The organism is Methylophaga sp. F-2, from assembly GCF_056859315.1.
Genome location: NZ_JBSXOF010000021.1, coordinates 119,192 through 137,323, shown reverse-complemented (window position 1 = coordinate 137,323; position 18,132 = coordinate 119,192). Strand labels below are relative to the sequence as shown.

Genomic DNA, 18,132 nt, shown 5'->3' with positions numbered 1-18,132 from the left:
CTCGTCATAATTCAGCCTTGTTTATCTAGCGTTTAATCAGAGCGGCGTTATCGAAAGATACGTTTAGCGAGGAGTCGTTTATGTTCATCAAACCGTGGCACCTAAGCATTGTTTTAGTAGGGCTTGCCGTGTTGGTATTGTCAGGTTGTGATTCAACACAGCAGCTTGCAGAAACGCCCAATTCGGTAAAGGTATCAGTGTTGACGCCACAAGCCAGAACGTTATTAGTTACTGAAGACTTGCCAGGCCGAGTCACTGCTATTCGCAGTGCTGAGATCCGCGCTCAAGTTGGTGGTATCTTGCAACACCGTCTGTTTGAGGAGGGGGCTGAAATTAAAGCCGGCTCAGTGCTGTTTCAAATTAATCCAGCGCCATTTAAAGTCGATGTCGATATTGCAGCGGCAGCTTTGCAGCATGCTGAAGCCGTGTTGGAACGAGCACGTTTGGAGGTAGACCGTCTCGTCTCTCTGACGGAGGCTGGCGGGGTCAGCCGTCAAGTTTATGATGATGCTGTTTCATTGCGAAACCAGGCTAGAGCGAATGTAGCTCAAGCTCAAGCTACCCTGGCTCGACGTAAACTGGATTTGCAATTCGCCAGTGTTGAGGCCCCTATTGATGGCCGTATTGACCAAGCGCTGGTTAGTGAGGGGGCATTAGTTTCGCCAACAGATGCCACTCCTTTGGCCAGAATCCAACAAATCAATCAAGTATACGTAGACATCCGTCTACCAGCATCAGAGTTGGAAACGATGCGTCAACTGGCTGGCACGGCAGGGTCAAACTTGGCAGTGGATATTTTGAGTAGTGATGGTAAGCCTCTCGGTATACAAGGGCACATTTTGTTTTCTGGCACAGAGGTAAATGTTGGTACCGGCGATGTGTTGTTACGTGTGTTGGTGGATAACCCTGAGTATCGTCTGTTGCCCGGTCTTTACGTACAAGCACGTATCGCCAAAGCTTACTATACGGATGCTCTGAGTGTCCCCCAGCAGGCAGTGACTCGTACGGCGGGTCAAGCCAGTGTGTGGATAGTCGATGCAAATGATAAGGCAGAGCTGGTCGCCGTTGAGCTTGGTGAGCTGGTGGGACGCGATTATCGTGTCATCTCCGGTCTAAGCGCTGGTCAGTCGGTAGTCATTGAGGGCATTGAGCGCCTGAGTCCGGCTATACAGGTTGTCACACACCCTTGGCAATCTGCTGCTGAGAGTCATCAGCTACACTGAGCCAGGAGAAGTCAACATGCCCCAGTTTTTCATAAACCGCCCAGTATTTGCATGGGTGATCGCCTTGTTTATTGTATTGATCGGCGTTATTGCCATCCCGCAATTGCCTATCTCTCGCTATCCTTCTGTAGCGCCGGTCTCGGTCAGCATTTATGCGACTTATCCAGGCGCGACACCTCAGACACTTAATGATTCGGTAGTGAGCTTGATCGAGCGCGAATTGTCAGGAGTGAAAAATTTGCTGTACTTCGAGTCATCGGTAGATACCTCTGGTACTGCACAGATAACCGCTACATTCAAACCCGGTACTAATGCGGAGTTGGCCCAGGTCGATGTGCAAAACCGTATTAAAGCTGTGGAACCGCGACTGCCCCAAACTGTAAGACAGAGCGGCCTGCAGGTTGAATCGGCCTCCTCCAGTTTTTTGATGATGGTCGGTATGACCTCACCCGACGGTCAGTTCGATGAAGTCGCATTGAACGACTATCTGGCGCGGAATATTGTCGAGGAATTACGTCGAATTGCAGGGGTGGGGCGTGTGCAGTTATTTGGTGCCGAGCAGGCGATGCGCGTTTGGGTCGATCCGAATAAACTTAACGCTTATGGTCTGACTATGAATGAACTGGCTCAGGCCATTGAGCAGCAGAATGTACAGATTGCGCCAGGACGAATTGGTGATGAGCCAGCACTGCCGGGACAACGCCTGACCGTGCCACTGACTGTACAGGGACAACTGACGACCCCCGAGGAGTTTGCTGCTATTGTTCTGCGTGCCAGTGCTGATGGGGCGAAGCTGGTACTGGGTGACGTGGCGCGAGTTGAGCTTGGCGCGCAGTCGTACGGTTTCTCTAATCGTGAGAATGGTGTGGCGGCAACCAGCGCGGCTATCCAATTATCACCCGGCGCAAACGCTGTGCAGACGGCTTCTGCGATACGCGAGCGTCTGGCCGAACTTGCACCGAGTCTGCCTGTTGGCATGGCCTACTCAGTGCCGTTCGATACGGCACCTTTCGTCAAAGTTTCTATTGAGAAGGTGATCTACACCTTGTTTGAAGCTATGGCACTGGTGTTCCTGGTGATGCTCTTATTCCTGCAAAACCTGCGTTACACATTGATTCCTGGCATTGTCGCGCCTATCGCGTTGCTTGGCACCTTTGCTGTGATGCTGCTTGCCGGATTTTCGATCAATTCACTCACTATGTTCGGCATGGTGCTGGCCATTGGTATTATCGTCGATGACGCCATCGTGGTGGTTGAAAATGTCGAGCGATTGATGGCGACCAAAGGGCTGTCGCCAAGGGAAGCAACCTCAAGAGCGATGAAGGAGATCACTGGTGCAGTGATTGGTATCACTCTGGTGTTAACCGCTGTGTTTATCCCTATGGCTTTTGGCAGCGGTTCAGTGGGAATTATCTACCAGCAATTCACCCTATCGATGGCCGTGTCTATTTTGTTCTCAGCGTTTCTTGCCCTGACTCTGACGCCTGCTCTTTGCGCTACTTTATTACGCCCGGTCAGTGTTGAGCACCATCACAAGCGCGGTTTTTTTGGTGCTTTCAACCGAAGCTTTGAGCGTCTGACAGCCGGCTATGGTGCACGGGTGGCGAGCATGATTGGCCATACTGGCCGGATGATGGCGTTATTTGCTGTGCTTTGTGTGGTGCTTATCGTCGCTGCCAAGCAGTTACCCTCATCTTTCCTGCCTGAGGAAGATCAGGGGTATTTCATGACCTCTATCCAGTTACCCACAGGTGCCACCAGTGAACGCACTCTGGAAGTGGTCAAGGCTTACGAGGCACACGTTGCTTCACGTCCAGCTCTGGATGCCAATCTGGTGGTATTGGGCTTTAGTTTTGCCGGTTCAGGTCCGAACGCAGCTATGGCCTTCACAATGCTTAAAGACTGGGACCAGCGTAATGGTGCTACCGCAGCTGAGGAAGCGGCTCTGGCACAGCAGGCCATGGCTGATAATATCGAGGGAACGGTAATGAGTCTGATGCCTCCGGCCATCGACGAGTTGGGTACTTCCTCCGGTTTCAGCCTGTTTCTACAGGATCGGGCTCATCAAGGTGAAGCGGCTTTGTTGGAGGCTCAGGCACAACTGCTGGCATTGACAGCACAGAGCGAAGTGGTCAGCAATGTCTATCCCGATGGCTTGCCACCTGGCGAGAGCATTCGCTTGGATATCAATCGGCAAAAAGCTGAGGCAATGGGGCTGTCCTTCACTGCTGTGAGCAGTACTTTATCGGCAGCGATGGGGTCACTGTATGTTAATGACTTTCCCAATGCGGGACGTATGCAGCAAGTTATCATACAGGCTGACGCCCATGCTCGTATGCAATTGGATGATGTACTCGGCCTGCGAGTGCGTAATGTGAATGGTGGCATGGTACCACTACGAGAAGTTGTGACCCCTGTATGGGGCGAGTCGCCGCAACAGATGATTCGCTTTCAGGGCTTTCCTTCTGTACGTATCTCAGGGGAAGCTTCGCCCGGCTTTTCCAGTGGTGCAGCGATGGTGGAGATGGAACGTTTAGTCGCACAGTTACCCAAAGGTTTTGCGATAGCCTGGTCAGGACTGTCACTGCAGGAACGGCAATCTGCCGCGCAAGCACCGATGCTGATGTTGTTATCAGGCCTGGTTGTATTTCTGGTATTGGCGGCATTGTATGAGAGCTGGTCGATTCCGCTATCGGTGATGCTGGTCGTACCGTTGGGTTTGTTGGGGGCAGTGGCGGCTGTGCTACTGCGTGACATGCCCAATGATGTGTTCTTCAAAGTCGGCATGATAACGATCATAGGTTTGTCAGCAAAGAACGCTATCCTTATTGTAGAGTTTGCTCGTCAGTTACATGCTGAAGGGCGCACATTGATAGATGCCGCTGTGACAGCAGCATGTCTGCGCCTGCGACCCATTCTGATGACTTCGCTGGCCTTCACGCTTGGTGTCGTTCCATTGATGCTTGCCAGTGGCGCCAGTGCTGAAACCCAGCATGCCATTGGCACAGGCGTGTTTGGTGGCATGCTCAGCGGTACGATATTGGCCGTGTTTTTTGTACCGGCCTTTTATGTGTTTGTTATCGGATTACAAGAGCGTTTGAGTGCTTGGCGTCGCCGTTCTGTGAGCGTAGGATAACCGTTTTGGTGTTGGCAACGAAGGGAGGTCAGGTTTTTTCTTTATGCATTTGCATTGGTTGCAAACTACTAAGTAAGAAGTCGATAAATAGCCGTATTCTTGCGGGTTGATGCTGATTTTTTAGGGTAATGATATTGATGGGGGCACTGATAACGGCTTGCTCTGCTAAGACCTGAATTAATTTGCCTGCCATCAGGTCTTCTGCCACATCCCAGTATGATTTCAGCACGATACCCATGCCTTGTAATGCCATGACATGTGCGGCCTCACCGTCATTACTGCTTATCGCTTGCTGGATATGTAAGGTGTGGCTTGGGAAAGCCCAGTTAATTTCAGTATGACGACTGATAATAATACATTGATGCTGATGCAGTTCCTCTAAGGCCTTAGGCGTGCCATATCGGGCAAGATAGTCGGGTGAGGCGCATAAGATACGCTCATTATTCAGCAAACGACGGGCAACCAGTCTTGAGTCTGGCAGTTCACCATAACGAATGGCGACATCGATACCTTCTGCAATCATATCTTCAATGCTGTCACTGAGCAGCAGCTGGATGCTAATACCAGGATGTCGACGTTTAAACTCGGCAATCAGTTTGACCAAGTGGCGTCGACCAAAACTGTTGGGAGAGGTAATGGTTAAAGAGCCGGAGAGTTGCTCTGACTTTTGCAAGATCGCCTCTTCCGCTTGTGCTAATTCAGCCACAATGCGTTGTGCGTAGTCATAAAGGGTTTGTCCTTCATCACTGACAGATAATCGCCGTGTACTGCGATGAATCAGTTGTACATCCAGATACTGCTCCAGCTTAGTCAGTCGTTTACTGGCTGCTGCGAGGGAGATGCCTAATTCTTGGGCGGCGGCTGTCAGGCTACCCAATGTTACAACTCTTTCAAATACTCTTAAACCCAGCAGATCATCAATACGTTTCATTGTTAACTATTTCGAAATAGTGAATTTACATTCTCTCTATTTAATCAATATTAGTGGTCGCCTACAATATAAATAGATAAATAACTAAGGAGAACACGATGAAGATCGATTTCACCGGAAAAAAAGCATTAGTGACAGCATCAACGGCTGGCATTGGTTTTGCCATTGCGTCAGGTTTAGCTGAGTCGGGAGCCGAGGTGGTGATTAATGGTCGCAGTCAGGAAACTGTTGACAAGACGATAGCACGCATCAAAACACAACTACCTGAGGCAAAACTCATCGCTGCCGCTGCAGATTTATCAACCGCTGAGGGTTGCCAACAATTAGTCAGTAAAGTGCCTGAAGTGGATATTTTAGTTAACAACGCTGGCATCTTTGGCCCAGCCGATTTTTTTGAAACAGACGATCAAACCTGGGATACCTATTGGGCTACCAATGTGATGTCAGGTATGCGTTTGTCTCGTGCCTACCTGCCTGCCATGCAAGCGAAGCAATGGGGACGTGTGGTGTTTATTTCGTCAGAGTCAGGACGTAATATTCCCGACGATATGATTCATTATGGTGTCACCAAAACAGCTCAGTTATCACTTTCACGAGGTTTAGCAAAGCGTGTCGCTGGCAGTGGCGTGACGGTGAATAGTGTTTTGCCTGGGCCAACCCTTTCTGATGGTTTTAAAGCCATGATTGCCGATGAAGTGGAAAAAACAGGCAAGTCTTATGAAGACGTCGGCAAAGACTTTGTGATGGCAGCCAGACCAAGTTCAATCATACAACGGCCAGCATCGGTGGAAGAGGTCGCCAATATGGTGGTGTATGTTTGTTCTGAGCAAGCATCAGCGACCAGCGGTGCAGCTCTGAGAGTGGATGGTGGCGTAGTAGATGATATTGTTTAACTACCAGGCATAAAATGCATTTAGGACCCATTGAGATAAACAGACGGATTGCGATTGCTTTATTAGTGGCGGCGGCGTTTTTTATGGAAACGCTTGATGCCACGATTATTGCAACGGCTTTGCCTGTTATTGCCAAGGATTTTGATATTGCGGCAGCTCATTTGTCGGTCGGAGTCTCAGCTTATCTCGTCGCCTTAACAGTGTTTATGCCATTAAGCGGCTGGGCGGCTGATCGGTTTGGTGCGCGACGGGTCTTTTCGCTGGCGGTACTGATATTTATTTTTTCCTCAGTGTTATGTGCTTTGAGTACTGGGCTGATGAGCTTTACAGCGGCCAGGGTCTTACAAGGTTTTGGTGGCGCGATGATGGTGCCTGTTGGCCGCCTAGTGGTATTACGAGATACACCCAAAAATCAGATTGTGAAAGCGGTGGCTATTCTAACCTGGCCGGCCTTATTCGGGCCGGTATTAGGCCCTTTTTTGGGGGGCTGGATCGCAACCCACTGGAGCTGGCATTGGATTTTTCTGATTAATGTTCCAATTGGTTTACTGATATTAATCGTTACCCACTGCTTAATTCAGCCTCAGGCACATCGTGTAATGCAACGAGAACCTTTTGATATCCGTGGTTTTTTAATGACCGGAACCGGCTTTGGTATTTTTATGGCCGGTGTGGAATGTTTGAGTGCAGGTAGACTGCAGGTGGCATACAGCCTCAGCTTAATCATGGTTGGTTTAGCTTTGTTGGCGGTATCAATTAAACACTTACTTGGCAGTCAATATCCATTATTTAGTTTGAAGCCTTTAGCGATTAAAACTTTCAGAATTACCGCTGTGGGTGGTTCGTTTTTCCGAATAGCTGTGGCATCCGTGCCTTTCTTATTGCCGTTGATGTTCCAACTAGGGTTCGGCATGTCAGCGGTGGATGCTGGCATTTTATTACTGTGGTTATTTGTTGGTAATTTGTGCATGAAACCTGCCACCACCTGGATTATGAATACCTTTGGTTTCCGCCGGGTGCTGATAGCGAATGGACTGATGGTATCGGCTGGGTTTGTTGCTATGGCCATGTTTACAGTGAATACACCACATTGGTTAATGGTTCTGGTGTTATTTATCAGTGGCATGAATCGCTCCATGCATTTCACTGCACTCAATACTATTGGCTTTGCTGATGTGGGTGAACAGCAAATGCGTGATGCCAGCACATTGTTTTCAGTCCTGCAGCAGATGAGTCGGGGTATTGGCATCGCCTTTGCCGCTCTGGTATTGGCTTTTTCCATGTGGTTTTTACATGGAACCACACTAGTGGAAACTCAGACTGAGGACTTCCAGTTAGCCTTTTGGATCATTGCTGTCTTGGCGTTAATTTCAATTGCCGATACATTGAGTTTATCAAGAGATGCGGGTGCTTCTATTCTCAAAGCTAAAACAGTGTCTTGATCTGGTTAATGGTGCTGAAAGCGTGGTTGTTCGTAAAGTTTGACAGCAGCATGTATCTCACTTAACTTCAAATGCATTAATAACTTTTAACAGGTCAGGCATACATGGAATTTCTTTCACACTGGGTGTCGGTTTTATCCGGCTGGGTCTGGGGACCACCAATGCTCATCTTACTGGTCGGTACCGGGCTTTATCTGACCTTGATGTTAAAGGGACTTCAGTTTCGGGCGTTAGGCCATGCACTCAAGTTAGTATTTCATAAAGAAGATAAAGCGGATGGTGATATCAGTCATTTTGCCGCTTTAACCACTGCGCTGGCTGCAACGGTCGGAATTGGCAATATTGTTGGGGTGGCGACTGCGATTTCACTAGGCGGTCCCGGCGCCGTATTTTGGATGTGGGTGACGGGGCTGGTCGGTATGGCGACCAAATATGCAGAAGCCATGTTGGCGGTGAAATACCGTGAAGAAGGTGAAAACGGTATGCGTGGTGGCCCGATGTATTACATATCAAAAGGCGTAGGTTTACCGTGGCTAGGCAGTTTATTTGCTATTTTCACTGTCGGTGCCGCGTTTGGTATTGGTAATATGACCCAGGCCAATTCCGCGGCTGCAGCCGTACAGCAGGTATTTGGCATCGAAACCAGTACAACGGGTTTTGTACTGATGGTTTTAACGGGGCTGGTATTAATTGGCGGAATTCGTTCAATCGGACGATTCACTTCAATGTTAGTGCCTTTTATGATTGTGGCCTATTTAGGGGCGGCACTGGTTGTGATTGGTATCAATATAGATGAAGTGCCGGCAGCCTTTCATTTAATTTTCTGGCACGCCTTCAACCCGATTGCGGCGGGGGGTGGCTTTGCTGGTGCCGCAGTGGCGGCGGCGATTCGCTATGGTGTTGCTCGTGGTGTGTTTTCTAACGAATCAGGCTTAGGTTCTGCGCCAATTGCTGCCGCTGCGGCCCGGACCAATGATCCGGTGAAACAAGCACTGGTGTCTATGACTCAGACATTTATTGATACCCTGGTGGTGTGTACAGCAACAGCGTTGGTGATCTTAACAGCCACGGCCTGGCAGGAAGGGGTGAAAGCCAATATCTTAACCAGTATCAGTTTTGCCGAAACATTAGGACTAACCGGGACTTATATTGTTGCGATAGCCACGGCTTTATTTGCCTTTTCCACCTTAATAGGTTGGAGCTATTACGGTGAAAAAGCACTGGAATATTTATTGGGTGAGAAAGCCATCATCGTATTTCGTATTGTGTTTGTCGCCGCAGTCATTGTTGGCGCAACCCGCGAGCTGAAATTTGTCTGGGACTTTTCTGATTTGATGAATGGCTTGATGGCCATTCCTAATCTCATTGGTATTTTACTGCTTTCGAAAGTAGTGAAAGAGGAAAGTCAGCGTTATTTTAATACCAAGTGAACCATCATCATAAGAATGGTCATAACACTATCTGTTTTATATAAAGGAGAGAACAATGAGTCGTCATTTTGACAATGCTGAAGGCTTGAGCGAGACACATGATCCTGCTACCCATGATTTTGTATTTAATCAAACCATGTTCCGGATTAAAGATCCCAAACGAACTCTGGCTTTTTACACTGAAGTGATGGGTATGACTTTAGTTAAACGGTTTGATTTTCCAGAGATGAAGTTCACGCTTTACTTTATGGCCGCTTTATCGCCCGAACAAGTGAAAATGATTTCAACGGATAATGATGAACGTATCAAACAAACGTTTGCCATGCCTGCGATGTTGGAACTGACACATAACTGGGGTGATGAAGATAATGATGAGGTCAGTTATCACAATGGCAATAGTGATCCTCGTGGCTTTGGTCATATCGGCTTTGCGGTACCGGATATTGATGCGGCATGTGAGCGGTTTGAATCATTTGGCGTGCCGTTTGTGAAGAAACCGAATGATGGCAAAATGAAAGGCATTGCCTTTATTCAAGATCCGGATGGTTACTGGATTGAAATTTTCACGCCTGAACGTCAGCCAGAATTACTAAAAGATCACTTAGGTTAAATGAAAGCATTAAAAAAGGGGCGTTAAGCCCCTTTTTTTTGCGTGGCTGGTTAGACTAGCTTTTAGGTCCAAGCAGGAACCAAATCAGCAGACCTAATACAGGAAATAGCAGAAGGATAAGTATCCATAATATCTTAGCGCCACCACCAGCAGGGCTATTGGCAACCTTAATAATGGCCCAGATAACAATGATTAACCAAATCAGACCTAATATGCCGCCCACTTGTAAATCCATTTTTCTCTCCTTAATTTCAACAAATATAAGTCAGCTTAAATTAAGCTGATGACGGATACAAAATTATTTCTGTTGTGGCGAAGGCGATGGTGTTTCTTCATACAGGCCACCACCCAATGCTTTGTATAGCGTTAATTGATTACGAAGTCTGAGCAGTCGGGTATCAATCTGATTTAATTCACTGTTGATAGAACTACGCTGGGCATCCAATACATCCAGGTAACTATCTATACCAGCGTTGAAGCGATATTGAGCTAATTCCAGACTGCGTTTGGTGGATGCCGTTAGATCATTCTGTGCTTGCAATTGTGCATCTAAGGTATAACGCGCTTCCATCTCATCACGCACTTCCTTAAATGCTTCCTGAATCACTTGTTGATACTGAGCGATATTAATGTCTTTTTGTAACTCTGCCACATTCAGGTTGGCTTGATTGACACCCCAATCAAGTAATGGCAGGGTAAATTGCGGTGCGATAGACCATTGACGGCTTGATGCCTCCCCTAATTGACCAAAGCTTGTACCGCCAAAACCGAGTGAGGTGGTCAGACTGATACGCGGGAAGAATGCGGCTCTGGCTGCACCAATATCAGCATTTGCAGACTTAATATTGTACTCAGCCTGCATCACATCAGGACGTTTTAACAACACATCAGAAGTCAGATTAGCAGGAATATCACGCAGTGTTTTTATTTCATACCAGTCTTTTTTCCATTCATCCTTATCCAAGCTTTGGCCCACTAAGAGCTGTAAGTTGGTGAAGTTCTGATTTGCTTGTTGCTGGTATTGCGCTTCCAGAACACGTGCTTCGTGCAGAGCTGTTTCAGCTTGTCTGACATCCAGTTCAGAAGCTAAGCCACTTTTGAAGCGTTTTTCAATCAGTTGATAACTTTCAGCACGTGCTTCCCGTGTTTCTGATGATAATTGATGTTGTGCATCACTCGCTAACCAACTAAACCAGGCATCAGCTACTTGGGCAATCAGGGTCAGTTGCATGCTGTCGCGTGATGATTTAGAAGCCAGGAACTGTTGTAATGCAGACTCTGACAGGCTATCTATTCGTCCAAAGAAATCGAGTTCCCAAGCAGATACACCTAGCCCAACACTATAAGTATCAGTGATGCCACTTCGGCCTGTACCAGTTAATGACTCTGGGGTGCGTTGACGTGTCACCGAGCCTTCTGCATTAACAGTGGGTAATTTGGCGGCTTTTTGAATACGAAATTGTTCACGTAATTGTTCGACCGTCAGCGATGAAACTCTAAGATCCTGGTTATTGGCTAACGCAATGCTGATCAATTGATCCAATTTCGGATCAAGATAAAAATCTTTCCAGCCGAGTTCAGCCACATCGGTTGAACTCTCGACTGATTGATTAGCAATGGCAATATTCGGCTCAGGTCTTTGATAATCTGGCATCAAAGAACATGCTGATATCGTTAATATCGCCGTTATAGCAACAGATAGTTTAAGAGGTTTTATCATAATCAGGCCTTTTTAACTTCATTATGTGATGATTTTTTAGTCACTTTTTCACGCAAACTAAATACCACAACAAAGAAGACGGGTATAAAGAATATGGCTAATGCGGTAGCAGTGAAAACACCACCAAAAACACCTGTACCAATGGCATTTTGACTGCCAGAGCCAGCCCCCGTAGCTACCATCAGAGGTAATACGCCAAGCATAAAGGCAAGTGATGTCATGATGATAGGGCGAAGACGCATTCTGACCGCTTCCATGGTGGCATCAATCAGCGACATACCATCTTCATAAAGTGATTTAGCAAACTCAACAATTAAGATGGCATTTTTTGATGCCAGACCAATAGTCGTTAATAGGCCTACCTGGAAATACACGTCATTCGATAATCCACGGGCCATGGTAAACAAGACAGCCCCGATAATACCCAAAGGTATAACCATTAAAACGGAGAAAGGCACTGACCAGCTTTCATATAGTGCTGCCAGACACAGGAACACTACCATGATAGAGATAGCATAGAGTAGTGGTGCCTGATCGCCAGACTCACGTTCTTGATAAGATTGACCTGTCCATTCATAAGAAAAACCTGGAGGTAGTTTAGCTACTAACTCTTCCATGGCTTTCATCGCGTCACCAGAACTGACACCAGGCGCACCTTCACCCTGAATGTTCACTGATGAGACACCGTTATAGCGTTCAAGTCGTGGTGAACCATAAATCCAGCGTCCTTCTGACAGAGAACCCAGTGACACCATCTCATTATCATTATTACGGACATACCATTTTGATACATCCTCCGGCATCATACGATATGGCGCATCGCCTTGCACGTAGACTTTCTTGACCCGACCATTATCAATAAAATCATTGACATAGGTGGATGCCCAAGCTGTGTTAAAGGTCTGATTAATTTGGTTTAAGTCCACCCCAAAAGCCGCTGCTTTTGTATGATCCACATCGATTTTAAATTGAGGCGTATCTTCCTGACCATTGGGTCTCACACCCGTTAACCTTGGATCTTGAGCAGCCATACCCAGTAATTGATTTCTAGCATTCATCAATGCAGCATGACCTTGTCCACCCACATCTTTGAGCTGTAAATCAAAGCCGCTGGCATTACCGAGTTCAGTAATGGGAGGAGGGATGATAGGGAATATCATGGCATTCTTGATGGATGAAAAATATTGGAATGCACGTCCGGCAACACCTTGTACGCTTAACTCCTGACCAGGTCTTTCATCCCAAGGTTTCATATCGGTAAAGGCCATACCATTATTTTGACCACGACCAGCAAAGCTGAAGCCGATGATAGAGAAGACTGAGTTGACACTCTCTTTCTCTTGATCAAGATAATAATCTTCTATTTTATTCATCACCTCAGCAGAACGTTGTTTTGAGGCATTGGCAGGCAATGTCATCAAAGTAAACATGGTGCCCTGATCTTCTTCTGGCAAGAAAGAGGTGGGAAGTTTAGTGAATAAAACCGCCAATACGCCCACAATCAATAAATAAATAAGCATATATCTGCCAGTACGGTGAATCATATGGCCGACAGAGCTTTGGTATTTATTCGTTGCTCTGTTGAAATTACGGTTAAACCAGCCGAAGAAGCCTTTTTTATCATTGTGTTCATCATCGCCTGCTCTGAGCAATGTTGCACATAGGGCGGGGGTCAATGTCAGGGCAACCAGAACCGATAAGGCCATAGCAGAGACGATGGCTACCGAGAATTGTCGGTAAATTACGCCCGTTGAGCCACCAAAAAAGGCCATAGGAATAAATACGGCTGAAAGTACCAGAACGATGCCCACGAGCGCACTAGTAATCTGATCCATTGATTTGCGGGTGGCCTCCCTAGGGGAGAGCCCATCTTCATGCATGACCCGCTCCACGTTTTCAACCACCACGATCGCATCATCAACCAGCAAACCTATCGCCAGCACCATGGCAAACATCGTCAGTGTATTGATACTAAAGCCGAAAGCGAACAGCACACCGAACGTCCCTAATAATACAATCGGCACGGCGATGGTTGGAATCAATGTGGCCCGGATATTCTGTAAGAATAAATACATGACCAGGAACACTAAAACGATCGCCTCAATTAAGGTGTGAATAACGTTTTCTATCGAGATTCTGACCGAAGGTGTCGTATCGTATGGATAAACGACTTTCAGGCTTTCTGGAAAATAAGGTGATAATTCGTCGATACGCTCACGAATTTTTTTGGCTGTTTCCAGTGCATTGGCGCCTGAAGCTAAATTAATACCGATACCAGCAGCCGGTTGTCTATTGTATTCCGTTTCAAATTGGTAATTCTCACCACCTAATTCAATACGAGCCACATCAGACAGTTTGATGCGTGAACCATCTTCATTCACACGTAAGATGATTTGGCCGAACTCTTCCGGTGTTTCCAGCTGGGTCTGTACGATAATACTGGCATTAAATTCTTGACCTTTAACAGCGGGTGCTCCTCCGAGTTCACCGGCAGCAATTTGCACGTTCTGTGCACTAATGGCACTGGTTACATCAGCTGTGGTCAATTTGTAATGTGCTAATTTATCTGGATTGAGCCAGATACGCATGGCGTATTGCGAGCCAAATACTTGGATTTGACCTACACCATTTATACGGCTTAAGGGATCTTTGATATTTGCCGAGACATAGTCAGCAATGTCATATTTGTCCAGACTGCCATTATCAGAGTAAAAGCCAAGCACCATTAAAAACGCCGCACTGGACTTGGTAACTTCTATGCCCTGATTCTGAACTGCTTGAGGTAGCAAAGGCATGGCAGATTGTAGTTTGTTCTGTACTTGTACCTGGGCAATATCGGCATCAGTACCTGCATTAAAGGTGACCGTTAACGAGCCTGCACCAGATGAATCACTGGTACCAGACATATAAAGTACATTATCAATCCCCGTTAGGTTTTGTTCGATAACCTGAATAACCGTATCCTCAACCGTTTTTGCAGAAGCGCCAGGATAGGTTGTACTGATTTCTACTGAGGGTGGAGCTACCGTCGGATACTGGGATATCGGTAATTGAAAAATGGAAATTATCCCCGCCAACATGATGATAATGGAGATAACCCAGGCAAAAACAGGGCGATCAATAAAAAATCTAGCCATGGTTACGCTCCACTATCCGCTGTTTGTAATGTATTGTTATCAATCTTAACTGATGCTTCTGGTGCGACTTTTTGCAGACCTTCAACAATGATTTGATCACCAGCATTAAGCCCTGATTTAACAATCCAGTTGTCATTAACAGCCTGATCAAGTTCTAGTTGACGTAACTCCACTTTATTTTCTTTGTTAACAACTAAAGCTGTGGCATTGCCTTCACGATCAAAAGTGATCCCTTTTTGTGGGGCTAAAATGACATTGTCCAGTTGTCCTTCCTCAATTGTCGCTTTGACGAACATGCCGGGTAACAGCAGATTATCTGGGTTTGGCATAATGGCTCTCAACACCACATCACCCGTTGTTGGATCCACATTAGCCTCAGCGAACTGCAAGGTGCCTGTTTCAGAGTAAGCCGTTCCATCTTCCAGTGTTATAGTAACCTTCGGAGCCTTTCCCTTGTTGATTTGACGGGCAATAATACGTTTACGTAAATCCAGTAGTTGTTTCGATGGTTGTGATACATCAATGTATATAGGGTCAAGTTGATAGATTGTAGTTAGCACCGCTGCTTGCTGGGCTGTCACTAATGCACCTTCTGTGAAGTTTGATTTACCAATTTGCCCAGAAATGGGTGCATAGACATGCGTGTAGTTTAAGTTGGTTTCGGCCGTTTTTAATGTGGCTTCTTGAACTTTGATATCAGCTTCTGTTTGCTGATAGGTTGCTAAGGCATCATCATAATCTTGTTGACTGATGGCATTATCAGCGAGCAGATTTTTATATCTGGCTTCTTTCGATTTAGCTGTCTGGAGAGCCGCTTTGGCTCGCATTAATTGTGCTTTGGCATTGGCTACTTCAGCTTCATATAAAGCGGCATCAATTTGATATAACTGTTGGCCTTCTTTCACCTGAGCGCCTTCTTCAAATAGGCGTTTCTCGATAATACCATTCACCTGTGGGCGAACTTCTGCTTGCCTAAAGGCGGTAGTGCGAGCTGGTAATGAACTACGTAATGTGACCTTTTGTGGGGCGAGAGTGACAACATCAACATGACTCTCCTGTTGTTGAGCCCCTTGTTGCTGCTCATCCGATTGACATGCGGTTAATATCAATAAAGCCGATAGTGCTATAACACGTGAGATTGAAGGTGAGATTTTCATGAATAACTCCATTATTGAGTCTCAATTGTTGATGTTGATATAGCACTCCATGATGCTTCCAACATAGTATTTAGGTCATCATTTGTAATATCGATAGTACGTCGAAGCTGCTGACCGGCCAGATTTACGATAGGTTCAAAACTAAAAGCGCTTAATACGTCATCAGGTAAGTTCTTTAATACGCCTTGCTGACGTCCTTGTTCATACAATTCTGCAATCGGTTTCAATTGTGACCATGTATCATCATATAAGTGGTGAAGTACATCCATTGGTAAATGATCAAACTGCGGCTTACATAACGTAATAGACTCATTTTCGAGACAGAATTGCCATAAATTCAGACACATTTGTCGATGCTGATCTTTTATTGGTAATGCGCCATTCTTGTTTTTAAATATGGCTTTAGCTACGGCACTAATAATCGTACTGTGTAAATCAGCAATAAGTGCATCTTTATCTTTGAAATAAAGATAGATAGTTCCTGCAGCAACGCCAGCTTCATTTGAAAGTTGTTTAATTGAAAAACCGTGAAAACCTTTCTCAGCTAACAACTTTAAGGTCGCAGATAAGATAGCTTGATGTTTATCCTTGCATGAGGATGCACACATGAAATTCTACCCATAATGAATGAACGTTCATTCATTTTATGGTTAAAACAAATTTTAGTAAAGTGTATTTTTGTGACAGATGTTTAAATTATGAAGATTTGATCGTGTCTCGTAATACTTGCAAGCGTTGTTTATCTGCATCTAACTTTAAGCTTAATAAAGCACGTTGATAAGCAAGTTCAGAGTGTTTGTCTACACAGCTCTCAAAGCATTCGGGACAGATTTGTTTTAAGGCTAGTAATGATTTTTGCAGTCGTATATGAATCTCAAGCATGCTAGCCCCATCCCGGCTGATGGGTAGAAAAATATCATCAAAAAGATTATCTAGCTTCACTTCTGGCATACGAACATGTGGGTAGGCAATACTCTCATCAGCATCATCAAGATTTTTATGCTCTTGCCATAGTGACAGGACTCTGACTGCCCGACTCAAAATATCAATGGCAGTACCCGGATCATTCACGGCAGGAGAGAGTGCGCGGGAGGCGATTTCAGCGAGTACAGTGAAACCAAAGCGAGGATCCTGATCAAATGATCTCAAGTCATTGATGGTAAGTGCTTTATTGATAGTTTCGTCAATCGTATCAGATTGAGCACCGTCATAATAAGCAACAGCTTCACCTGGATGAACGAAGTGACCTGGCTCTATATACAAACAGATTTCAGTTTCATTTGATTCGGCACAGCGGTTGAGCCCACCCAAATCAATATGCTCGATATAACCAATGTGCTTAACATAAACAGCGTTTTTGCCTTTCTTGGGTGGGTTGTCTTTGTCTAAGCGTTTTGCACCAAGGCATGGATAGTCAATACGTTGTTTCATGGCTTCTGTAAGAGCTTCTTCCACACGGTTCGTGGTTTCACTCAATCGACCTAATAAAGATAGGTGCTCTATCCAACGCAAGATGGTGACAACGATCAGGATGATAACGCCGATAGTCACGGTAAACAGGATTAAACGACCATTTTCTCCATAGATATCGGTGCTCAAGGCAATAATACCGACCAGACTGAACAAAAAAGAGCCGATAAACGTTGCAAGTACATTCTGGGTCGTGGTGTCTTGCCTGACCAGTTGGGTTGCTCTTGGGGTCGCACTTGAGCTTGCTGCTGCATAAGCAGAGACCATAACACTGAGAGAAAACGTCGTGACGGCAAGCATGCTCGAAGCGAGGATATTTAGGATGCCCCGAACAGCCTCAGCACCAATCTCAAATGGAAGAGGGCTGTTTATCAATGATTGTGCGGGAATGGCGATTAATGCTGTCACAATAGCCAGTACTGCAAATAATGAGGCTCTCAACCACAATGTGCGCGTGAGTTGAGTTAATAACCATTGCCATTTTGATATCATCTTCTACCCTCTATCCGTATCGTTTCAGAATAATGAACCCGTCGTTAACAGGCAACAAAGACAATAAATGACGGCAAAAAAAAACCGATGTTGAAACACCGGTTTTTTGAGGTCATATGTTTTTGCTTATGGCGAGAAAGAAGAGCCGCAACCACAGGTTGTTGTAGCATTTGGATTACGAATGACGAATTGAGAACCTTCAATGCCATCTGTGTAATCAATCTCTGCACCAACCAAGTATTGATAACTTGCTGGATCAATCAATAAAGTGACACCACCTTTTTCTACTTGTGTATCACCATCACTGACTTCTTCTTCGAAGGTAAAGCCATATTGGAAACCTGAGCAACCGCCTCCAGTAATGAATACTCGCAGCTTGAGCTGATCATTACCTTCTTCAGCGATAAGATTGCTGACTTTTGCTGCCGCTGCCTCGGTAAAAATGATTGGGCTGGGCATTTCGCTTGTCATGTCATCACTCCGAATAAATG

General features: G+C 45.9%; 14 protein-coding genes. 6 read left to right on the top strand and 8 right to left on the bottom strand.

Going from position 1 to position 18,132, the window contains the following annotated elements; all coding sequences use genetic code 11:
• The first annotated feature begins 80 nt into the window (after positions 1-80).
• Positions 81-1,223, top strand: a complete 1,143-nt coding sequence (locus tag AC13DA_RS15220; protein ID WP_284451527.1) for an efflux RND transporter periplasmic adaptor subunit — start codon at positions 81-83, stop codon at positions 1,221-1,223.
• Between the two features lie 16 nt (positions 1,224-1,239).
• Positions 1,240-4,359, top strand: a complete 3,120-nt coding sequence (locus AC13DA_RS15215) for a multidrug efflux RND transporter permease subunit (RefSeq protein ID WP_284451528.1) — start codon at positions 1,240-1,242, stop codon at positions 4,357-4,359.
• A 28-nt stretch (positions 4,360-4,387) separates the two neighbouring features.
• Here the strand turns inward: AC13DA_RS15215 and AC13DA_RS15210 are convergent, their stop codons facing one another.
• Positions 4,388-5,290: a LysR family transcriptional regulator gene (locus tag AC13DA_RS15210; RefSeq protein WP_284451529.1), complete on the bottom strand. Its 903-nt coding sequence runs from the start codon at positions 5,288-5,290 to the stop codon at positions 4,388-4,390.
• 98 nt (positions 5,291-5,388) lie between these two features.
• Between AC13DA_RS15210 and AC13DA_RS15205 the strand changes: the two genes are divergently transcribed.
• The 4 genes from AC13DA_RS15205 to gloA all read left to right on the top strand — a co-directional run bounded on the left by AC13DA_RS15205 (position 5,389) and on the right by gloA (position 9,665).
• Positions 5,389-6,183, top strand: coding sequence for an SDR family NAD(P)-dependent oxidoreductase (locus AC13DA_RS15205; protein ID WP_284451530.1), 795 nt, complete (start codon positions 5,389-5,391; stop codon positions 6,181-6,183).
• A gap of 14 nt (positions 6,184-6,197) precedes the next feature.
• Positions 6,198-7,625 (top strand): DHA2 family efflux MFS transporter permease subunit, encoded by a 1,428-nt coding sequence (locus AC13DA_RS15200; RefSeq protein ID WP_284451531.1) that lies wholly within the window; start codon positions 6,198-6,200, stop codon positions 7,623-7,625.
• 104 nt (positions 7,626-7,729) lie between these two features.
• Positions 7,730-9,055 (top strand): alanine/glycine:cation symporter family protein, encoded by a 1,326-nt coding sequence (locus AC13DA_RS15195; protein ID WP_284451532.1) that lies wholly within the window; start codon positions 7,730-7,732, stop codon positions 9,053-9,055.
• Positions 9,056-9,110: 55 nt separating this feature from the next.
• Positions 9,111-9,665: a lactoylglutathione lyase gene (gloA, locus tag AC13DA_RS15190; RefSeq protein ID WP_007144014.1), complete on the top strand. Its 555-nt coding sequence runs from the start codon at positions 9,111-9,113 to the stop codon at positions 9,663-9,665.
• A 55-nt stretch (positions 9,666-9,720) separates the two neighbouring features.
• On the opposite strand, the gene AC13DA_RS15185 is transcribed toward gloA, so the two are convergent.
• From AC13DA_RS15185 to erpA, 7 genes are all read right to left on the bottom strand, one after another.
• The gene (locus AC13DA_RS15185) at positions 9,721-9,900 is read right to left on the bottom strand and encodes a PLDc N-terminal domain-containing protein (RefSeq protein ID WP_007144013.1); all 180 of its coding nucleotides are present in this window, start codon (positions 9,898-9,900) and stop codon (positions 9,721-9,723) included.
• A gap of 63 nt (positions 9,901-9,963) precedes the next feature.
• The gene (locus tag AC13DA_RS15180; protein WP_040576097.1) at positions 9,964-11,385 is read right to left on the bottom strand and encodes an efflux transporter outer membrane subunit; all 1,422 of its coding nucleotides are present in this window, start codon (positions 11,383-11,385) and stop codon (positions 9,964-9,966) included.
• A gap of 2 nt (positions 11,386-11,387) precedes the next feature.
• Entirely contained in the window at positions 11,388-14,522 is a 3,135-nt protein-coding gene (locus AC13DA_RS15175) for an efflux RND transporter permease subunit (protein WP_007144011.1), read from the bottom strand.
• A 2-nt stretch (positions 14,523-14,524) separates the two neighbouring features.
• The gene (locus AC13DA_RS15170) at positions 14,525-15,679 is read right to left on the bottom strand and encodes an efflux RND transporter periplasmic adaptor subunit (RefSeq protein ID WP_284451533.1); all 1,155 of its coding nucleotides are present in this window, start codon (positions 15,677-15,679) and stop codon (positions 14,525-14,527) included.
• 11 nt (positions 15,680-15,690) lie between these two features.
• On the bottom strand, positions 15,691-16,287 hold the full coding sequence (locus tag AC13DA_RS15165) for a TetR/AcrR family transcriptional regulator (RefSeq protein WP_284451534.1): 597 nt from the start codon (positions 16,285-16,287) through the stop codon (positions 15,691-15,693).
• A gap of 88 nt (positions 16,288-16,375) precedes the next feature.
• Complete coding sequence (locus AC13DA_RS15160; RefSeq protein ID WP_284451535.1) at positions 16,376-17,641, bottom strand: DUF2254 domain-containing protein; 1,266 nt, start codon at positions 17,639-17,641, stop codon at positions 16,376-16,378.
• A 126-nt stretch (positions 17,642-17,767) separates the two neighbouring features.
• The gene (gene erpA / locus AC13DA_RS15155) at positions 17,768-18,112 is read right to left on the bottom strand and encodes an iron-sulfur cluster insertion protein ErpA (protein WP_007144007.1); all 345 of its coding nucleotides are present in this window, start codon (positions 18,110-18,112) and stop codon (positions 17,768-17,770) included.
• Positions 18,113-18,132: the final 20 nt, after the last annotated feature.